Below are 19,938 nucleotides of genomic sequence, written 5' to 3' on the forward strand. Positions count from 1 at the left end.
GCCAAAATTCATGTTTCCAAGTGTCTTCAGATGGTGCCGCCCAGCTCCGCGGAGATCGACTGGAGCTCTTTGCCGCCGGCCATCAGGTTCTGCAGGCCATCGAGGCTGATTTCATGTTTGGCAAATGTGCCAAGCGTCTTTCCCCTGTTCAGAGCTGTAAAACGGTTGCCGACGGCAAAAGCGTGTCGGACGTTGTGGGTAATGAAAATCACGCCCAGACCTTTGCGACGAACCTGATCGATGTACTTCAGGACCATCGAGGTTTGCGCAACACCGAGTGCAGATGTCGGTTCATCGAGAATGAGGACTTTCGCCCCGAAATACACGGCGCGTGCGATCGCCACGCATTGACGTTCGCCACCGGAGAGCGTGCCGACGGCCTGCCCGGGTTCACGAACATCGATGCCGATTCTCTTCATTTCTTCGCTGGTCACGCGATCCGCGAATTCCATGTCCATGTATTTGAACGGACCGAAGCCCTTCAACGGCTCGCGACCCATGAAGAAGTTTCTAGTGACAGACATCAGCGGGATCATCGCCAGATCCTGGTAGACGGTAGCAATCCCGGCATCGAGCGCGTCTCTTGGCCCCGTAAAGAGATGTTGTTTCCCCTCGACGAGGAAGTCGCCGGATGTCGGTCTGTGAACGCCGGCAAGAGTATTAATCAGAGTTGATTTTCCGGCTCCGTTATCTCCGAGGAGGCACAGAACCTCTCCTGCGTGAACACTCAGCGAAACGCCGTTGAGTGCGATAATCGAGCCGAAGTGCTTTACGAGGTTCTTGACCTCGACGAGTGGTGTCTGGGTCGTGCTCATCAGCGTTCTCCCGTCACACGCTTGCGAATGATGTTGTTGAAAATAACGGCAGTCAGCAGCATGCCTCCGAGGAAGACGAGGTACCAATCCTGGTCGATTGACGTATAGGTGAGGCCGATCAAAACCATGCCGAAGACGATCGATCCGAAGAACGCACCGATTGCCGAACCATATCCGCCAGTCAGGAGACATCCGCCGATGACGGCCGCGATGATGGCTTCGAATTCCTTCTGAAATCCCCGTCGGGCGTCCGTTGAACCCGCATCGAGCACGGTAAGAATCGCGACAAGCGTGGCGCACATGGCGGTGATGATAAAAAGGGTGGTCTTTACGCGCGCGACAGGAACACCCGACTTGCGCGCTGCCTTCGGGTCGCCTCCGGATGCAAAGATCCAGTTTCCAAACCTCGTGCGAAGCAGAACCCAGGTCGCGACGAGTGCAATCAGCACAAACCAGAGGATTTCTACGGGGATACCGGGAACTTTCGGCGTTCCGTTCGGGAAGGTCTCAATAATCCCGGCATTTCCGAGCCATGTAAACAGGCCCGGGAATGCATCACCCGAAAACAGCGGCGCAAGGGGACTGTCCGCCACAGCTTCCCTCATCCCACGAAGCTGGGTTGAACCACCGCTCGCCCATTTCAGCCCGACGAGTGTAAGGCCGCGAAGAATAAAGAGAAACGCGAGCGTTACTATGAACGATGGAAGCCCGGTGCGCATGGTGAGTTGGGCATTGGTGACACCGATGACCACGGCGAAAGCAAGCGCGATCAAGATCGCGACGCTGAGCGGAAGATTAAGGACGACGAGGGCCGTGCCGAAAACCAGCCCCGCGAACGCGACCATCGAGCCGATCGACAGATCGAACTCGCCGCCGATCATCAAGAGTGCCGCGCCAACCGCAAGAATCCCCAGCTGAGCAGCTGGCGCCATGAAGTTTACAACGCCTGCAAGTGTGAACATGGCGGGGTTGGCGGTCAGTATGAAAAATATTGTGACGAGCACCAGTCCTGCGACTGCGCCGAGTTCCGGACGTCGCGCGAGCGCGGTCAGAGTCGAAACCTTTTTCAGGCGCTCGTCGGATCGAGTCGGCGACCCGTTCTGTTCGTTTGCCAGCGTCATGGTCGTACCTCAGATGTAAGTTGTTTTACGTGCGCCATCGGCTGCCGTTCACGCGTCCTGCGGATCGGATGTCTGGCGATGAGGGCAGCCCCCGCTGGAGGTGCGGAAGCTGCTGGATGGGTACCGCTCAGCGGATACCCTGGGAGGATTTCTCAATCACCGAAGCTGCGGTATCCTTCTCGACGAAGCTCGGACCCGAGGCGACGTTTCCAGCAGGAATCGTGCCATATCTTGCATTCAGTGCAAGGAAAGTGACTGGCAGATAACCTTGGAGATAGGGTTGCTGATCCACGGCAAAAAGTGCCTTGCCTTCCGAAACAGCCTTCAGGAAATTGGCCGAAAGATCAAAAGAAGCGACCTTGACCTTTTCGCCGTTGCCCATCTTATCGACAACAACGACAGCCCGCTCACCAACGAGGGGTGCCGATAGGCCAAGTATGACATCGACGGAAGGATCAGAGGTCAAGGCAGCCTGAATCTTTGATTCAATTTCCGCCGGGTCGGCGGTCGTCGGCAGGATCGTAACCTTTCCACCTTCGAAACCCTTCTCGGTACCCGCGCAGCGCTGGTCAAGGGCGGCATTTCCGACCTCCTGGTTTACGCAAAGCACGTGCTTCATGCCGAGCGACTTGAGTTTTTCGCCGACCTTGACACCTGCCGTCAGTTCGTCCTGGCCAACATGGAGCTTGATGCCAAGCTTTTCAGTTGCTGCAATGCCGGAGTTCATGGAAATGACGGGGATACCGGCCGCGATGGCCTTAGCAATCGCCGGGCCCAGCGCATCCGGATCGGGATTGGAAATCACGATACCCGCCGGGTTCTGATTGACCGCTGCTTCAATGAGCTGTGCCATGGCGACCATGTCGAAGGTCTCCGGCGCCCGATAGTCGACCTTGGCATTGATGTCCTTGCCGGCCTGCATCATTCCGTTTTTCACGATCGACCAGAAGGGGTCAGACGCTTGTCCATGAGTGACAGCAATGATGCTGGGCTGTTCGTCGGCTTTGACGCCAACCGACCACGCGCCAGCCAGTGACACAGCAAAAACCGCAGAAGCGAACTTCTTCCAAATGGATTTCATTTTTTCCTCCTCGATGTCGCCCACTCCTCTGGGCGACCAATTCGAATGCTACCGGGTGCAAATTGGTTTGCTACCGGGTGCAAGCGGGTGCATGTTATGTCAGAATGCGATAAAAGCAAGCGTTCATTTCACTGGAATCTCAGATTGGAATGAATATTCCATTTGCAGGAGAAGTCATGCGCAAGAGATCAACGGCAAAACAGGTAGCGGAGGCTGCTGGCGTCTCCAAGTGGACTGTCATCAGAGCTTTTACGCCCGGGGCTTCAATCACCGAGGAAAGCAAGCGGAAGGTTCTTGAGACTGCTGCAGCTTTGAACTACACGCCAAACCTGCTTGCACGAAGCCTTGCCACAAGCTCAACGGGACAGGTGGCGGTTTTTGTCGACGACTTCTCAAATCCCCAAAAACTTCCATTTCTTGAAGCTCTGACCGAGAAGCTGCAAGCCGCGGGTCTGGTGGTGATGCTGATCAACATCAATAATCATTTTGACCATGTTAACGCCCTCCTCCACGCCGACCAGCGCCAGGTCGACGCCATAGTTCTATTTGGAACCGCGTTCAGAGACGAGACACTTGCGGATCTGCAGCACGGCCACGGCATGCCTCCCATGTTCGTGCTTGCACGCGACAGTCAGATCGACGGCGTTCCAGCAGTTGTTTGCGACGCGGAACACGCTCTCAGGGAGATTGTCGCTCACCTTCACGAACAGGGATACAAACGCCCGGGCTTCATGAGCGGTGCTGCCGCTTTGTCCACCGCTTTAAAGAGAGGCCACTACTTCACGGAGTTTTGGAAGGAAAGAGGCGTGCAAAACATCGTCCACATGAGTGCCGAAAAATATAGCCTGGACGCCGGCGCCACCTCGGTTAGGAAGTACTTAAGCGAGACGTCGCCGCTAGAGCGCGTGGATGTTCTGATGTGCGAAAATGACATTCTGGCGATGGGCGCGTTGGATGAGATCAGGGGAAACTTTCACCTTGAGGTACCAGGAGATATCGCGATAGTGGGCTTCGACAATTACGAATTATCGGGCTCATTCGGATACGGCATTACCACCTACGAGCAACCGCGCGATGAAATGGTTGATGCGATTTTGAGCATGATCAAGAAGCGCTCGGATTTGAAGACCGTAACTCTCCGGGGAAAGCTTGTCGTTCGAAGCTCGACATAAACGCTGCGACTTCGCCGGCTAAAAAACTCGATCGTCGCGACCCTGGTGGCCCTGAGCGCTTTGCGAGCAAGGTGTGTTTCGGCGTGGAATATTGGCTCTGACGCAGATTTGGTGCAATTCGCTCATGTCGCGCCGATCAGGCGAGCTTGAAGCAGATCAAGCTTTCCGCGACCGTACATCTGGCGCTTCACCAGCTTGAGCTTGGTGATCTGCCCCTCGGTTTGTCCATTGGACCACGGTGAGATGATCGCTGCTCGGACTGCCTCTATGTCTTTCGCAACGCCATTGCCAAAGGAGGCAACCAGACTTTCGCGAGCGCGGTCTATCCACGGCGCGAGCTCGTTTTCCGCCTTGCGCCGGATCATGCGATGGAAGTCGGCGATGATGTCGCGAGCTTTAACCAGCAAGGGAACACCGCCTTCTATTGCAGCGATGGTGACGGTCTCGGATTTCGTCAGATTGTCTCTGCTGGTTGTCAAAAGGCGGGCAATCGTTCGGGCAGAGGGAATGCGGTTCAACGTTTCCGCATCCGCCTTGTCGGCCCGCTTCCGTCGTGTTGCCCATTCACTTACGACCCGGCGCGAACCACGAAAGCCCCGTGTTCTCAACCGCCGCCACAGCTCAGTAGCATTCCGCTTGCCAGCAGTCCATTGAGCATCGAGCCATTCGAGATAGGTCTCCAACGAGCTCTCTCTTGACCGAAAGACGTCGTTGCGTTGTCCCCTGAGCACTTGGCGGACCAAGCCGCGGCTATGACCGGTACGGCGCACAATTTCCTTTATCGTCGCACCGTCCTTTGCGAACGCCATGATGACCGTGTTGGTCTGTTCTCGCCGGAGATAGCCCTGGTATTGAAGGCGTTCGGCCGCGGTCAGCAGCTTGGGATTGATGCGCGTTGCACCGAGCGTCTTGCGGATTTGCCGCATAGATTTGCGAACGGTGTCCAGGAATGCACGGCTGGCATTCTCCATCAGATGCCATCGATCAGCGACCTGCACTGCATCGGGCAACGCCTTTGCTGCCGCCAGCCCGTAAGCGCCGCCGCGGTCACGCGCTATAATCTGGATTTGGGGATTTCCCCGCAACCAGGCCTCTGCCGTCGCTGGCTCACGGTCCGGTAGCAGACGGATCGGCCGCCGACGCTCCAGGTCACACACGATCGTGCCATAGCGATGATTGCGCCGCCAGGCCCAGTCATCGATGCCGATCACCGACGGCGGGATCGACGGCGGTAACCCTTGCCTGCGGATAACTCGTAGCAAGGTGTCGTTACTGACGGGAAGCATCAACCGCTGGGCAAAACGCGCCGCCGGGCGTCCTCCAAGTGCAAGCGCTAAATGGTGGACGAGATGCTCGAGACGCCCGGTTCGTCTGGCGTAGGGAGGGAGCACATCGCCGAACCGCTCGGAGAATATTTGCCTGCCGCAGAGCACCGCGTCACAGGTGAACCTACGTGTGCGGACGAGAAGTCGGACACGCCTTCCCGACAGAGGGAGGTCCGCGACCTGGCGGCAATAACGGCTTCGAACCGTCCGCGAGATTCGTCCGCATGCCGGACATGACGCGGTAGCGCCGGCTCGGGAAAGCAAGATGCAGGTCTCATCGTCAATGTGGGTGATGCGTTCGGCGATGAAACCAGCCGGTACCAAATCAGAGGGGCGAAACTTGGTGCTCATCAGGCTGATTCCTTTGTGGAAACCAGCAAAGCAGCATCGTTACAACTGCATCAAAACTGAGTCAGAGCCAACATTCCATGCCGATTGACAGGATGCAGCCATCGGAACCGTCGCCAACGACGAGGAACGGCCAATCATCCATTCTGATCGCGGAGCCCATTATCGATGGCCCGGCTGGTTAACCCGTATCAGCGAAGCAAGACTGGTTCGCTCGATGTCTCGAAAGGGTTGCTCGCAAGACAACGCCGCGTGCGAAGGGTTCTTCGGTCGGTTGAAAACCGAGCTCTTCTATCCACGAGACTGGAAGGTCATCACGATCGAGCAGTTCGTGGCAGAGGTGGACGCCTACATCCGATGGTACAATGAAACGCGCATCAAAATATCACTGGGATCACTTAGCCCGGTCGAATATCGTAAGAGCCTCGGCCTGAGTATTTAAAACAGTCCAACTTTTTATCCGCCCCCCCACCGGCTCAGTTCCGCGTGGAAACCAACACCATGAGCCATCGAAGCGGACATCATCCTTCGAAAAGAACGACCTGCCTGCTTGCGAGACGGTCATTGTGCAACGGCAACAACAACCTTCCCCTTGGCACGCCCGGTTTCGACATAAGCCAAGGCGTCAGCCGTCTGCGCAAAAGGGAACACCTTGTCGACGACCGGACGGATGGCGCCGGCGTCGATCAGCTTGGCGATATCGCTCAATTGCTGCCCTTGCGCGCGCATGAACAGGAAGGAGTAGTCGACGCTGCGGCTCTTTGCCTTTTTCAGAATGCCTCGGCTCAACATTCGCACAACTAAGCGCAAGAACAGGTTCAGTTTCAGGGATTTGGCGAAGGGAACGTCCGGGGGTCCAGAGATCGAAATCAGCTTCCCGCCGGGCTTCAGCACATTCACCGACTTTTCCAGCGTCTTGGCATCCTGGCTGTTCAGCACCAGATCGTAACCGGACAGCAACTGCTCGAAATCCTGCGTCTTGTAGTCGATGATCACATCCGCACCGAGGCTTTTGACAAGCTCGGCATTGGCGGCACTGGTGGTGGTTGCCACGGTGGCGCCAAGATGTTTTGCAAGCTGGATGGCAAACGTGCCGACACCGCCGGAACCGGCCTGAAGGAAGACCTTCTGGCCTGGCTTGACCTTGCCCACTTCGACCAGCGCCTGCCAGGCGGTCAGTCCGACCAGCGGGATCGAGGCGGCCTCCTCCATGGAGAGGCTTGTCGGTTTCAGCGCGAGGTCTGCGGCATCGACCGCAATCAACTCTGCAAAGGTGCCTGCCCTGAGATCGCGCGGACGGGCGTAGACCTCGTCGCCCGACTTGAACTGCCGGACGTTGGCACCGACACGGAGGACCGTGCCGGCCAGATCATGACCGAGAATGAAGGGCGGTCGATAGGGCAGGAAGAGCTTGAACTCGCCATCGCGCACCTTGGAATCCAGAAGGTTGATCGCGGTGGCCTCGATGCGAACCAGCACATCATTGGCACCGATCTGAGATTCGGGCATGTCGGCCAGACGTAGCGCGCCCTTCTTCTTGTATTTATCGACAACGAAGGCTTTCACGGGCTTTCTCCAGTGTGAAACGAGTGTTCGGTCAGGCAGCCAGGAAAGCCAGGGCTTTCGGCACGAACTGGGCATGGTATTGGAAGATCCCGCCGTGGCTGGCATCCTCGTATATCACGAGTTTGGCGTTGGGGATGCGCCGCGCCATATCGCGGCTGTTGGATGTTGGCACCATGATGTCATTGTCCCCGTTGGCCACAAGAACGGGAATGTGGATGCGTCCCAGATCCTGCGGTGTCTGACGGCCCCAGGTCTTGATGGCGCTAAGCTGGCGCAGGAATGCGCGTGGTGTCGGCTCCTCGTCGCGATCGATCTGGCGCTCTTTGAGGCGTGCCAGAAAGTCCTTCGCTGCCCGGCGGCCATTGGTTGACGACGTGAAGAACAGGTAGGTCTTGGGGTCCTGCAAGGTCAGCATGCCCTTGATGATCAAAGGCCAGGAGACGGCTCCGACCCTTGCAATACCCGTTCCGCCGGCAGGTCCCGTGCCGGTGAGGATCAGCTTGCGCACCAGGTCGGGCGTTTTCAGCACAATATCCTGGGCGACGAAGCCGCCAAGTGAGAAGCCCATGAGGTCAACCGTGGTGAAGCCCAGCTCACTGATGACGGCGATGACATCGCGGGCCATTTCATCGATCGTGACTGGCGCCGTTCCGCTGGAAAGGCCGATCCCCTGATAGTCCAGCGCAATGATATGGTGAGAGACAGCAAGCCCATCGACAATGCGCGGGTCGAAATTATCCAGCACGGCGCCCCAGTGATTGAGAAGAACCAGCGGAACGCCGCCGCGCGGGCCAAGCTCGCGATAGGCAAAGCGGATGTTGCCTGCCATGATGAAGCGGTTGGGAGCGTCGCGGTAGCGATATGTCGATGCAGTCTTGATCGATGCGTAGGTCATGATGGCTCTGCCTTGCCCGCACGCGGGCCGGTACGTGAATGGATAATCTCAGGCGATGTTGAACTGCTTGCGCAGGATGCGATCGAACAGCGCACGCGGCAGGAAACGCCGGGCAAACGAGGTCTGTCGGGCAGCCTTGCCAGAGGGGTAGCGCAGCCGCGGCTTCCGGGCCTGCGCTGCCGCAAGGATGGTCGCTGCGACATCCTCCGCCGTGTCGCCAGCCGCCATCGCTGCATTGAACGCGGCCTGGTAGCGGGCGAATACCTCGCGATAGGCGGCAACCGGGTGGTCGCCCTGCGGTGAGTTGGCTTCGATGGAGGTCTTCGTCGCCCATGGCTCGATGACGGCGACCCGGATACCGAACGGTCGCGCCTCATGGTCCAGGGATTCGGAATAGCCCTCGATTGCGTGTTTGCTTGCCGTGTAATACGCGCCGAAGGGGCCAGGAATAAGCCCAACGACCGAACCGATGTTCAGAATCCGTCCAGCACCCTGCTGACGCATGATCGGAAGGACTGCGTTCGTCACCCGCACGACGCCCAGAAAGTTGGTGTCGAACAGCGCGCGAACCTGCTCGATCGAACTTTCCTCCGCGGCCCCGGATACGGCGTAGCCGGCATTGTTGACGAGTAGGTCGATGCGGCCGAGTTCCACATGTGCCAGAGCCACGGCGGCGGCAACGGAAGCGACCGAGGTCACGTCGCAAGCGATCATTCTGATGCCATCGCGGATCTCGCCGGGTGCCGCCTTGCGGCTTGTGCCGATCACCCGGTAGCCCGCGCGGCTAAGCGCCAATGCCGCCGCCTTGCCGATACCGCTGGAGGCGCCGGTCACGAATGCAGTCTTCTGTTCTTTCGATGCAACGGCCGCCATAGCGTTCTTCTCGATCTGGCGCGCGACATCCGGCCGCGCTGCTTTTGATTGTCAGGGATTGGTAATGATGATCGGCATCACAGGGGCCGCACCGAAATGAGGCCCCTGATCGCTCAAATGCCCGAAGTGTCGGTAAAGCGCGGATAGTCGGTATAACCCGCAGCACCTCCGCCGTAGATCGTCGTCGGATTGATCTCAGCCAGCGGCGCGCCGCTTTGCAGTCGCTCCACGAGATCCGGATTGGCAATGAAGGGACGACCGAAGGCGATGAGATCCGCCTTGTCATCGGCCAGATGCGAAGTCGCAAGGTCGAGATCATAGCCATTGTTGGCGATATAAGTCTTGCTGAAGCGGCCGCGCAGCGATCCGTAATCGAAGGGTGCGACGTCGCGCGGCCCACCGGTGGCACCTTCAACGACATGAATGTAGGCGATGCCGAGCGCATCGAGCTGATCAACGATATAGTTGTATTGCGTCTGGGGATCGCTGGAGGAGATACCGTTGGCGGGTGAGACTGGCGAAATCCGGATGCCGGTGCGCTCAGCGCCGATTTCCTGCGCCACCGCAGCGGTGACTTCGAGCATCAGGCGCGCGCGGTTTTCGACGGAACCGCCATAGGCATCGGTGCGGACATTGGCGCCGTCCTTTGCGAACTGCTCCAGCAGATAGCCATTGGCCCCGTGAACCTCGACGCCATCGAAGCCCGCCTCGATGGCATTGGCTGCGGCCTTGCGGAAATCGCTGACGATGCCGGGAAGCTCATCAAGCTCAAGGGCACGCGGCTCCGATACGTCGGCGAAACCGTTGTTCACGAACGTTTTGGTCCCGGCACGGATCGCCGAGGGTGCGGCCGGTGCGTCACCGCCAAGAAGATCAACATGGCTGACGCGACCGACATGCCAGAGCTGAACGAAGATCCGTCCGCCCTTGGCATGAACCGCGTCGGTAACCTTGCGCCAACCCTCAATCTGCTCAGGCGTGTAGAGGCCGGGCGTATCCTGGTAGCCTTGGGCCTGCCTGGAAACCTGCGTCGCTTCGGTGATAATCAGTCCGGCGCTTGCGCGCTGGGCATAATATTCCGTGGCGAGATCGCTCGGCACGAGGCCCGCTGCGGCGCGATTGCGCGTGAGAGGCGCCATAACGACACGGTTTGCAAGGGTGATGCCGCCGAGAGCGTAGGGTTCGAAAAGTGTCTTGTCGATCATGATTTACCTATATTGTTGCCGCAGAAACGGCCATCTATCGGGATGGGCGCACGCACTTTAGGCAAGGTTACGGTAACGTTCGCCAGGCAGTGCATTACCGAAGTTGGCCATCATGGTCTTGCGGGCGAGGTCGAATGCGTCCCACTGGCCGGCGTCAGGAAGCGGCGGGATAGTAACCGGCTCACGGCGGTCGAACCCGACCAAGGCCGCATCGACCAGATCGCCCACTTCCATCACGTTGTTCATTTTGCTGACGTCAGCGCCGACATGGTCCCATATTTCGGTCCGGGTCGTGGCAGGAAGAACGGCCTGGATGTAGACACCCTTCGGCCCAAGTTCTTGCGCAAGTCCCTGTGACAGGAAAAGAACGAAAGCCTTGGTCGCGCCGTAGACCGTCATGCCGAATTCCGGTGCAAGGCCAACGACCGAACCGATATTGACGATCGCACCCTCACCGGCCTCGGCAAGACGCGGAGCGATGGCCCTGGCAAGCCGGACAAGTGCGGTCGCGTTGAGCGCAACGAGCTTGGTCATGTCATCGATGCTCTGATCGATGAAGGTCCCGCCGATCGCCGTTCCGGCATTGTTGACGAGAATGCCGATGCGCGCATCGTCACGCAGCCTGGTCTCGACCTTGGCGAGATCCGTCGCCTGGGTGAGATCCGCCTGGAGGGTAACGACCGTCACACCGGTTTCCTGGCGCAGACGGCTCGCAAGCGTCTCCATACGCACCACGTCTCGGGCGACCAGCACCAGATCGTGTCCGCGGCGTGCAAAGCGTTCGGCATAGGTTGCGCCAATGCCCGTGGAGGCGCCGGTGATCAGGACTGTAGGAATTTGGCTCATTGGATTGCTCTTTTCTCTAACTGACCTTATATTCATGACAATCATCATAATTGAGTTAAATATGATGACCATCATGTAAATGTCAACAGCCGTCGTGGAGAATTTTGAAATGAAGGTCAGCCGAGAACAGATGGCGGAAAACCGACGCCGAATTCTGGATGTCGCCAGCCGGTTGTTTAAGGACAAGGGGTTCGAGGCTGTAAGCGTCGCGGAGGTCATGAAAGCAGCCGGCATGACCCATGGTGGCTTTTACGGCCACTTCACCTCAAAAGACGATCTGGTGGCGCAGACCCTTGCGCACGCCCTCGGCGCAGACAGTTTTGAAGGTGGCGGGTTCAGCGATTTCGTCCGCTCCTATCTGGCGCCGCGTCACCGGGATAATCCCGGTAATGGATGCCCGACGGCAGGCCTGGCGGCTGCCATTCGTCACCAGACGCCCGCGGCGAAAGCCGTTATGGCCGAGGGACTGCGCTCCCAAGTCGCACGTATTGAGCAGGCGCTTCCGGACGGGGGTTCGGCCGGTGCCCGCCGCGCGGCGATCGGGAGCTGGGCGGCCATGATCGGAGCCGTCATCCTCGCTAGGGCAGTTGACGATCCTGACTTGTCTGACGAGGTTCTTGAGCAGACGCGCGCTTGGATCGACGCAAATGTCGGCTAGGAGCATCAGAGAGTGCGCATTTCAAGTGCCTGATCTACGTCTGCTTCGAGGAAACGATCGAATTTGACGTGACGACCGACATGGGGGCGCGAAGCGGTAACTATTCCGCTCTTACGCCCTAAGCGGGAGGCCAGCGGAGTGCTGCATAGAGGCTTGAGGCGCAACATAAGAGAGATGGCGGTTCACTATGTCGTCGGGGAAGACCTCCAGGCATCATCACCTGCGATGATCAGGACGCGGTGTAGTTGCCCTCAAACCGTTGAGGAACAGGCTTTTGTGTGACGATCCAGAAAATCACCCGCTGGCCTGAAAGAAGATCGCCAGATGTGCTAAAGCTTGAAGTTCTTCCGGTTGTACGCGTGCTGGAAGCCTATTTTTCTGAGGTTGTCATAGGAGATATTGAGCTTGCCAGCCGAGGGTACTTCTGTTTCGACGACGAACGTCAAAACGCCCTGTTCGATACCGTAGTCGGTGCGAGCCTGGATGAGCGCCTTTTGAACGCCCCGATTCCGAAACTCGGGGGCTGTGGTACCGCCACCGAGCCACGCATATGAACCCGAGACGTACATGGCGCCGGTGCCGATAGGCGTTTCATCATCAAGAGCGAAAAAACACGACCAGCCCTCTTTACCCACAATGGCGGACCAGAGGGCGGTCAAGCTTGGCGGGAAGTTGAAACCCTTGCACATCATCGATCCGAAGAGCAGGGCTTCGTCGCCTTGAACTTTTCGGGTGCGCTCACTGACCGGCGCATCGAGGTTGCTAAAAGGCGCGCTGCGGGTAAGCTTTGCCCATCCGGGACTGTGCTCGGGCAGCTCCTTGGTCTGGATCCAGTTTCTCACCTCGTCCGAGACAGCGTCCAGCCCCAGAACACGATTTAGGCCGATCGCCGGTCCGCTTGGCAACGAGATCGCGCATCCGCCGTTGATGACAAGGCAGGTCGCTGTCTGGTCAGCACACTGAAGTCGCCATCGGTTGCGCCGTCCTCAACCGCATGCTTGCTTGCGCACGCCCGAAAGCCGTCCGCCGCAAAGCAGCCACGCCGTAGTCAGCCGTTTCAAAGATCCCCATCCGTTCAGTTCCACATCCGTGCACCAACGCCCCCGTCGTGCTCGAAACGTGGTCGGCCGAGAAGCTCGGAAAAGACGGCTTGACCTTGCTGCTTATAAAAAACGTCGGCGTCTCAGTTTGCTTCCTTTTGGTTGAGAACAAAGAAGGTCATTGCAACTGTTCGTCGATGCTGCGGGTACGGTCAGTGGTCGCATCACCGGTGTGCTTCGTGCCGACGGGTTCGATTAGGACGATCCAGCATTCCTTGTCTGCCACCGGATTGTGCATGGTCGCCTTCGGCACGATATGGGAATCGCCCTGCCTCAGGTGAACAAACCGGTCTTCGTACTCGATGCGAAGAGATCCTTTGACGACATGGAAGAGTTCGTCCTCGTCGTCGCTTATGCCAAACTAGCTCTCCAAGAAATTTGGCGACCTTCAGTTATTGGTCATTAACGCAGCCAATGACCTTGGGAGACCAATGCTCTGTCACGCTCTGGAGCGCTGTAACGAAGTTATCGGATGCATGCACTGCAATCTCCCTTTCGTTCGTGTTTGAGTCAGAAGCCTCGCTGCGGGTCAATCAACGGGACTCCACTTACTCGATCTCCGCTAGGTTCTATGGACCTGATTTCCCGCAAAGGCAGCCGTTATTCCAAGGCCAATCAAGAGGCCCCCACTGACATAGCGTTCGGCTGTGAGAAAGCCCCGATTGCGCCTCAGGTAGTCGCCCCCAAAGCCTGCGGCAAGCGCATAGCCGCCATCGGTGATAATACCAAGCAGAGTATAGACCAAGCCTAGAAAAGCGATTTGCATCGCTACTTGGCCGAGGCTTACATCAACAAATTGAGGTAGGAAAGCCAGGAAGAAAAGGGCAGTTTTAGGGTTGAGCAGATTGACGACAAAACCATCCCGCAGCAGGCGCCAATAACCATTCGTCTTGATTGTGATATTGTCGTCAGGAATCTGGCTCCGGCCCAAAATCCTCCTCAGCCCAAGCCAGACCAAGTAGGCCGCTCCCGCATACTGGATAACGCCAAATGCCAGAGCCGACGATGCCAAAACCGCCGACAAACCCAGCGCTGCGATAATGACATGTACGAGCGTCGCAGCATGAATCCCGAGGATCGAAACAAAGCCTGCGAGGCGGCCCTGCTCGAGCGATCGGGCAAAAATGTACAGAACCGCGGGACCTGGAATCAGAAGTAATGCCAAGGCGGAGCCGACGAACAACCCGAGATTTTCTATCGCTGGCATAACTGTCCTCCAATTGCTTTAATTTTCGCATGCCTAACGCAGGCCGCGAGCGGTCTTTCAAAAGAAACCGCAAAAGCAGGAAGAACATACGGACGCCCAACCGTCTTGAACGCTATAAACCTCGCGCATAGGAAATGGGAGTAACTCCGGTCGTTTGCTTAAACAAACGCGAAAGATGACTCTGATCCGCAAAGCCAACAATGCCGGCCACCTCCGCCGGCGGAATACCTGACCGAAGCAATTGCCGAGCCTGGGACAGCCGCAATTGTCGTTGGTAGGCATGCGGCGGCAATCCAATTGAAGATCGGAAGGATCGCACGAGGTAAACCGGATTCAAACCGACCAGCCGTGCAAGTTCAGAAAGAGAAATGCGCTTGTCGTAGTTGGCGTCAAGAAACTCACGAACGGTCGTAACATGACGCGGCTCGTTTCCTGCGTCGATCGTCGCGGTCCATTTCCCTCTTGAGTAAGCGGCAAGGGCAGCAAGACCACTTGTGAGCATCGTCTCTCCCTCAAACCCACCATCATCTATTTCGAGCGAGCGATGAGCGTTGCCAAGGTTTTGGAATAGCTGGATATCGCCAAGGCATTGCAAACGCTCGAGGGGTGGTAGGCGCGTCTCCCCTGGATCAAGCACCGCGTACTGAAGAAACGCCGGAGATACGAACAGGCAACGGTAGTTCAACGTCTCCTCATCGCCCGGCAAGCACATGTGAACGACACCCGGTGCAAGAACATTTATATTCCCGGGCCTAAGGGCCTCGTGCGGCTTTTCGCAGAGGAAGGTCATCGTCCCGCGTTCATGAAGATGGATCGCATACGCGTCATGAAAGTGTTTCGGAAAGCGGTGCTGCGTTCCGGATGCGCGCAATAGTTCGACCCCAGCTACCTCATGACTACGCCAAATCCGTATACCTCCCGCGTCCTTCTTCCCTCGCACCATTCGGTAACCCTTCCTACAAATACGCGCGCTCACAGTCCCTCATAGTAACCGAAGTTTTTTAATCCGGTCGATTGGTAATGACGACACGACCAGCAATCCAGCATGAGTGTGGCGATGCAGCGGCGCAGGGACTTTTCGCGGAAGGTTTATAGCGTTCAAGACGCGCATTGTCCCTTGTGCGAAATCCAATCGCAGCAGCCCCCCGACTGAGAACAACAACCAATTGCAGGCCGGGGATGATAGAGGGAGCAGGAGCATCGGATCATTGGCGAAATTTCGATAAGTATTCACGCCGCGACTGGAGTGCGTTTTTTTTCGCACTTGCAATTTCCCAGCAGGGCTTTGAGCCAACCGGCCCTGCTTTTTGCCCGGCCGGTTACTTTTCAGTGACCGGTCGGGCTTTTTCTTTGCTGGACTGTCAATCAGCGCTGAACATTCACCCCTTGGGGTGCGTGGGATCGGTGAACGCTGTGGAGTCTCGGACTGACACGAACAGACATGAATGCTGCCGTCCGTGAGGACACCAACATCGTGAAGGCGATGAAGCGAATGGTGGCTACAGGCTCTGATTGCTTCAAAGCGCAACCTTCGAGATCGTCCCGGCATTGAGGCTCGTAAGGCGTCAGTGCCGGGCTTGATTTTCTGCCACACCGGCATCCATTCCGGCGGCCCGTTCGATCCCGTCCTGCAAGGTACCCAGAAAACCATCCATGGTCTGTTCGCGCAGGTCTACGGCTTTGGCACCACCGCCTGCGACGAATGTTACATCGGTGATGCCGATAACTTTGAGAATAAGCCGAAGGTACAGGGCGGCGATGTCGCGGTCCTGGATGGGCGATCCTTCAGTATAAACTCCACCGGAAGCAATCAAAACCGTCGCCTTCCTGCCTTCAAGCATTCCCGTGCCATCGAACCCAAGTGTCAGCCCCTTGCGAACGATGTGGTCGAACCATGCCTTCAGGACGGCGGGAATATTATAGTTGTAGACAGGAGTGGCGATGACGACATGGTCCGCCGCAATCAACTCCTGAACCAGCTCGTCGGACAGGCTTAAAGCCTGTTTCATCTCAGGTGAGTGCTGGTCGCTCGGCGTGAAGTAAGCCTGCAGCCATGGCTCAGTCACGAACCGAAGATCAGTGTTCATGAGATCCCGATTGACGATCTGACCATCTGGCCAGGTTCTTTTCCACGCGTCGACAAAACGCCGCGTCATGTTTCGCGATATCGAGGCTTCGCCGCGCGGGCTGGATTCTACTACGAGCATTGTTGGCATCCGGGCGCGTGTCCTCACCTCCTGACCTATTGCGGCAGAGCTGATCTTATCTTTGACCAGATCGCTTATCATGACTTCGTGCGGCTCGCGCGCCTTCAATAACGCTGCCATGACGGTGGCCCTTACACCCCTCATCGCCCGAACGATGAGCTTCAAGACGTCAGGATTTTCAGCACGGCCTCTTCATCCATTGCCTGGGCCTCAAACAGGGCCTTTGCGAGTGCATTGAAGGTTGGTCTGTGCCTCCTGAGGATTGCCGCCGCCCGATCGAGTGCCGCTACCAGCCTGGCATGAACGCGAGCGGCCAGTTCGGTATCTCGGTCCAGAACCGCGCCCGCATCGCGATGCGGCCGATAGAGCAGCGGATGTTGAGCCCCGAAGCCGAGCGTCCGCTCCATGTCAAAGGCGAGCCGCGTGGCCCGCGCCAGATCGCTGTCGTCGGTACCTCCCGAACCGCTCGAGACACGTTTCAGCACCAGTTGCTCGGCAGCCCGCCCGGCCATCAGCATGGTCAGCATGTTTTCGTACCAATCGCGCGTGTCGGTGGCCCAGACGTGGAAGCCGACGAGATTGTAGCCGCCCTCGCCGGAATCGATATTGAGACCGCGAACGGGTCCGAGATCGAGCGCATGATGCACGACCGCATGTCCGGCCTCGTGGAACGCGAAGCGCCAGCGCAGATTATAGGGCACGGGCGGGCGATGCCCGCGGATGCCCTCTTCGATATCCTCATAACGAACCGCCCGCTTGCCGCGCCGCGCCTTTAATCGCGCTTCCCGGACGATGCGTTCGATATCCGCACCCGTCATCCCCATTGCCCGCGTGGCAAGCCGCCTGAGGATCGCATCGGAATTGCCTTCTCGCGCGGCCGCCGACAATTCCGACGCGTTGGTGTTCTGCTGCTCGGTCATCGACTGGCTCCTTTCCATTGGTCTTCTTCTTCCTCCAGATAATCGGCGACGATCTTCTTCAGAGAGAATCCGTCCTCGGTTTCAGACCGGGTTTCTGGTACCGGCTCCCGGATCAGCGATGTCACATCGTCACCGAGATGATGGGCCAGGATTTCGGCCAGCGTCGGGATATCGGGCCTGGGGATTTCGATATGGGTCTCCAATCGTCCGGATCGCCTGATGGCCTCGTCGATATGATCGGGCCGGTTGGTGGCGCCGACGACGATCAGCCCTTCGTTTTTGATCGCGCCATCGAGCAGTTCCAGCGCCTTGTTGACGACGGTATTCCAGTAGTCGGCATATTCCCGCTCGGCCGGCTGCCTTTTGCCGATGCCGTCGATCTCATCGATGAACAGGATCGCCGGCGCCATGGCCCTCGCCTCGACAAAGGTCTTGCTCATCCTGTCGATGACATCGTTGAGATGACCGCCCTGCAGCCAGGTCGAAACGGATGTGACGACAAGCGGAACCTGCAGGCTGTTGCACAGCGCCCGGGCAAAGGTGGTCTTGCCGGTTCCGGGCGGACCGGACAGCAGCAGCTTGGTGCTCATCTCCGACCATGCCAGGATGCTGGCGCGGTAATCGTCCAGGTCCGCCTTGAGATCGAGCGCCCAGTCCTTCGCCTTGCCATATCCGGAGAGGGTCTCGACGGTCATTGGCGGCTTGTGGCCGATCTCGCCCACCGTCGGCGAAGATTCCGGCCGGATCACTTCGGCGCCGGACGGCTTGTCCTTCTTCCAGCGGCCGTTGCTATCGGTGTCGGACGATTTCGGCTTCTCGTTGGAGCCCTGGGGTTTCTCGGTGGATGTGCTGGAGGATGCCGATCCGGATGCCATGTCATCGCTCCCGCCACCACCGTCCTCCTCTTCCTCGAAGTCACTGCGATTGCGCTCAATGAGCGTGGCAAGGACATGCAGCACGTCGCGAACATGTCGTCCAGGACGAAACGCGAGCACCAGGTCCTCCAGCGACAGCCAGCGCGCTTCGGAATCCGACGGCAGACTGAGCGTCTCAATTGTGGCGTCCGGATAGAGCACCTCGACCAGATCGGCGACGAAGCTGCGATCAAGCTTTCCCGTTTCCAGCGACAGGTCGGCGGCGATCTGCAGCAACGAGGGAATGTCCGATCGTGTCTCCGCGATGGCGAGGACGGCCAAGTCGCGGGACAGCGCGCTGAGCATCCGCCGGCGCAGGGCGTTGCCCGTGACACGATGCACGCCGGCACCCGAGAAGGTCATCAGGCGCCTACGTGCCTCACCTTCGAGGACATCGAAGTGATCGTCATTGAACATGTGGTCCGCATCGACGATCGCAAACGGGCCGCCCGGCACCAGCCGGGTTTTCTCCAGGAGCCGCAGCACTTGCCCCTCGAAGCCATCGAGCGGCGCATGCAGAGTGACGACCGGTGTCATACGGGTCAGCGTATAGACGATCTCCCGAAGCGACCGTCCGCTCCTTTGCACCGCGCGTGCCAGAACCAGAGTTGCAACGATGTGACTGACCCGTGGCTGAGCGACTGCCCGATCCACAAGACCGACGGCATAGGCACGCCGATCAATACCATTGCCCGGCACTGCGTCTTGCGCGATTGTGCCGCGACGCGCCCGAGGGAGGACCACGAGTTGCGAGGCGAACGGCGGATGAATGATCCCGGCGGTCACAATACCATCGCCAGCAGAGCCGACCGTCGGATTGCCGGTCTCCTTCGGTGCGACAAGCCAGTCACCAAAATTCCGCCGGAACCAGATATCGTCACGGATCGGATCGCCGGTCAGGCGTGTCGTGTCGAAAGCCGGGCTATAGCGGCAGGTGAGATGACCATCGACATCGACGATCTTGCTTTCCAGCAGACCGTTGCGCAGAGCGATTCGGCGGGCCTCGCGACGGGCAAGATGACGGAGGCGGCGGATAAACAGTCGGGCGAGCTTATCCATCAATCCGGCCTCCCGTCTCCGCGGCAATAATTGCCGTTTGGGCGTCCTGCACCGGATCGCGCGGACGCGTCCGACCACGCCGCCGCCCGTCAATGCCACCGGGCTTCGGGATCCGCGCCAACACACGCTCGCGCGGCGAACGACGCGGCGGATGCGCGTCAGCCGACGAACCGGTCGAGCCAGACAGGCTCAGGTGTTCGCTCCGGGACCGATCGAGATCCCGGTTGCGGCTTCGCAGCCAGTCGAGCATCAGGCGGCATGCCGCATTGCCGCTGTCGGCAGTAGCGCGCAACCGCAGCATCAGAGGTTCCGGCACAAGGCCATCCAGCAAAGAACTGTGCCGGACGAAGGCGAGCGCCAGGCCGATCAGAACGGCGGGGTCGTCGCGATAGCTCGAACCGCGATCCACGTCATCGGATTGTACCGGGGGGATATTCGCGAGCCTGCTGTGAAGGCAAGGCAACGCGATGGTATCGGTCGTGACCGCTTCGCACCGGAAGCCGGCCACAGACGGGCTGTGGGTATCGATGGACATGAGTGTCTCCTCGCCGGAGCGCATCGCATCCGGCGTTTATGGAATGGAAGATGAGCGAAGCCGACCACGCGTTTCAGGCGCGACCGCGATC

The 19,938-nt window shown here is 58.5% G+C and carries 18 protein-coding genes and 3 pseudogenes; 4 read left to right on the top strand and 17 right to left on the bottom strand.

All coding sequences use genetic code 11. The features are described 5' to 3' along the window. Positions 1–26: 26 nt before the first annotated feature. The 3 genes from WDZ78_RS22680 to WDZ78_RS22690 form a co-directional block, all read right to left on the bottom strand. Positions 27–815 (bottom strand): ATP-binding cassette domain-containing protein, encoded by a 789-nt coding sequence (locus WDZ78_RS22680; protein ID WP_059756165.1) that lies wholly within the window; start codon positions 813–815, stop codon positions 27–29. Further along, a complete protein-coding gene (locus tag WDZ78_RS22685) occupies positions 815–1,936 on the bottom strand; it encodes an ABC transporter permease (protein WP_425674308.1) in 1,122 nt (373 codons plus the stop codon). The genes WDZ78_RS22680 and WDZ78_RS22685 overlap by 1 nt, the downstream gene beginning before the upstream one ends. A gap of 127 nt (positions 1,937–2,063) precedes the next feature. Further along, positions 2,064–3,017, bottom strand: coding sequence for a sugar ABC transporter substrate-binding protein (locus WDZ78_RS22690; protein ID WP_425674309.1), 954 nt, complete (start codon positions 3,015–3,017; stop codon positions 2,064–2,066). Between the two features lie 176 nt (positions 3,018–3,193). On the opposite strand from WDZ78_RS22690, the gene WDZ78_RS22695 reads away from it, so the two are divergent. Next, positions 3,194–4,189 (top strand): LacI family DNA-binding transcriptional regulator, encoded by a 996-nt coding sequence (locus WDZ78_RS22695; RefSeq protein WP_120356884.1) that lies wholly within the window; start codon positions 3,194–3,196, stop codon positions 4,187–4,189. A gap of 122 nt (positions 4,190–4,311) precedes the next feature. Here the strand turns inward: WDZ78_RS22695 and WDZ78_RS22700 are convergent, their stop codons facing one another. Further along, the gene (locus WDZ78_RS22700) at positions 4,312–5,865 is read right to left on the bottom strand and encodes an ISL3 family transposase (protein WP_425674310.1); all 1,554 of its coding nucleotides are present in this window, start codon (positions 5,863–5,865) and stop codon (positions 4,312–4,314) included. Positions 5,866–5,956: 91 nt separating this feature from the next. On the opposite strand from WDZ78_RS22700, the pseudogene WDZ78_RS22705 reads away from it, so the two are divergent. Further along, positions 5,957–6,304: pseudogene (locus tag WDZ78_RS22705) on the top strand (transposase); the annotation flags it as partial. Between the two features lie 119 nt (positions 6,305–6,423). On the opposite strand, the gene WDZ78_RS22710 reads toward WDZ78_RS22705, so the two are convergent. From WDZ78_RS22710 to WDZ78_RS22730, 5 genes are all read right to left on the bottom strand, one after another. After that, complete coding sequence (locus tag WDZ78_RS22710) at positions 6,424–7,428, bottom strand: NADP-dependent oxidoreductase (RefSeq protein ID WP_425674311.1); 1,005 nt, start codon at positions 7,426–7,428, stop codon at positions 6,424–6,426. Positions 7,429–7,459: 31 nt separating this feature from the next. Further along, the gene (locus tag WDZ78_RS22715) at positions 7,460–8,323 is read right to left on the bottom strand and encodes an alpha/beta fold hydrolase (RefSeq protein WP_003504084.1); all 864 of its coding nucleotides are present in this window, start codon (positions 8,321–8,323) and stop codon (positions 7,460–7,462) included. A 48-nt stretch (positions 8,324–8,371) separates the two neighbouring features. Next, complete coding sequence (locus tag WDZ78_RS22720; protein WP_003504083.1) at positions 8,372–9,196, bottom strand: oxidoreductase; 825 nt, start codon at positions 9,194–9,196, stop codon at positions 8,372–8,374. Between the two features lie 113 nt (positions 9,197–9,309). Beyond that, positions 9,310–10,401 (bottom strand): alkene reductase, encoded by a 1,092-nt coding sequence (locus tag WDZ78_RS22725; protein ID WP_059756172.1) that lies wholly within the window; start codon positions 10,399–10,401, stop codon positions 9,310–9,312. Between the two features lie 57 nt (positions 10,402–10,458). Next, a complete protein-coding gene (locus WDZ78_RS22730) occupies positions 10,459–11,247 on the bottom strand; it encodes an SDR family NAD(P)-dependent oxidoreductase (RefSeq protein WP_082710574.1) in 789 nt (262 codons plus the stop codon). Positions 11,248–11,356: 109 nt separating this feature from the next. Between WDZ78_RS22730 and WDZ78_RS22735 the strand changes: the two genes are divergently transcribed. Then, a complete protein-coding gene (locus WDZ78_RS22735) occupies positions 11,357–11,905 on the top strand; it encodes a TetR/AcrR family transcriptional regulator (RefSeq protein ID WP_003504079.1) in 549 nt (182 codons plus the stop codon). 329 nt (positions 11,906–12,234) lie between these two features. On the opposite strand, the gene WDZ78_RS22740 is transcribed toward WDZ78_RS22735, so the two are convergent. Next, positions 12,235–12,810: a GNAT family N-acetyltransferase gene (locus tag WDZ78_RS22740; RefSeq protein WP_349642984.1), complete on the bottom strand. Its 576-nt coding sequence runs from the start codon at positions 12,808–12,810 to the stop codon at positions 12,235–12,237. Between the two features lie 32 nt (positions 12,811–12,842). Between WDZ78_RS22740 and WDZ78_RS22745 the strand changes: the two are divergent. Continuing rightward, positions 12,843–12,953, top strand: a pseudogene (locus tag WDZ78_RS22745) (IS5/IS1182 family transposase); the annotation flags it as partial. A 170-nt stretch (positions 12,954–13,123) separates the two neighbouring features. Here the strand turns inward: WDZ78_RS22745 and WDZ78_RS22750 are convergent. From WDZ78_RS22750 to WDZ78_RS22780, 7 genes and pseudogenes are all read right to left on the bottom strand, one after another. Continuing rightward, positions 13,124–13,487 (bottom strand): annotated as a pseudogene (locus tag WDZ78_RS22750) (cupin domain-containing protein). Positions 13,488–13,567: 80 nt separating this feature from the next. Then, entirely contained in the window at positions 13,568–14,212 is a 645-nt protein-coding gene (locus WDZ78_RS22755) for a LysE family translocator (protein ID WP_003504075.1), read from the bottom strand. Positions 14,213–14,324: 112 nt separating this feature from the next. Beyond that, a complete protein-coding gene (locus WDZ78_RS22760) occupies positions 14,325–15,155 on the bottom strand; it encodes an AraC family transcriptional regulator (RefSeq protein ID WP_059756177.1) in 831 nt (276 codons plus the stop codon). Between the two features lie 622 nt (positions 15,156–15,777). After that, complete coding sequence (locus tag WDZ78_RS22765) at positions 15,778–16,539, bottom strand: FMN-dependent NADH-azoreductase (RefSeq protein WP_197419707.1); 762 nt, start codon at positions 16,537–16,539, stop codon at positions 15,778–15,780. A 41-nt stretch (positions 16,540–16,580) separates the two neighbouring features. Next, positions 16,581–17,339 carry an ATP-dependent Zn protease gene (locus WDZ78_RS22770; protein WP_120356885.1) on the bottom strand — a complete coding sequence of 253 codons (759 nt, stop codon included), beginning with the start codon at positions 17,337–17,339 and terminating at the stop codon, positions 16,581–16,583. Then, complete coding sequence (locus WDZ78_RS22775) at positions 17,336–19,312, bottom strand: AAA family ATPase (RefSeq protein WP_425674312.1); 1,977 nt, start codon at positions 19,310–19,312, stop codon at positions 17,336–17,338. Before WDZ78_RS22775 ends, WDZ78_RS22770 begins: the two co-directional genes overlap by 4 nt. After that, entirely contained in the window at positions 19,305–19,847 is a 543-nt protein-coding gene (locus WDZ78_RS22780; protein WP_425674313.1) for a hypothetical protein, read from the bottom strand. The genes WDZ78_RS22775 and WDZ78_RS22780 overlap by 8 nt, the downstream gene beginning before the upstream one ends. Between the last annotated feature and the right edge of the window lie 91 nt (positions 19,848–19,938).

The organism is Agrobacterium sp. M50-1, assembly GCF_049843495.1.
In the GTDB taxonomy this organism is placed as follows: domain Bacteria; phylum Pseudomonadota; class Alphaproteobacteria; order Rhizobiales; family Rhizobiaceae; genus Agrobacterium; species Agrobacterium radiobacter.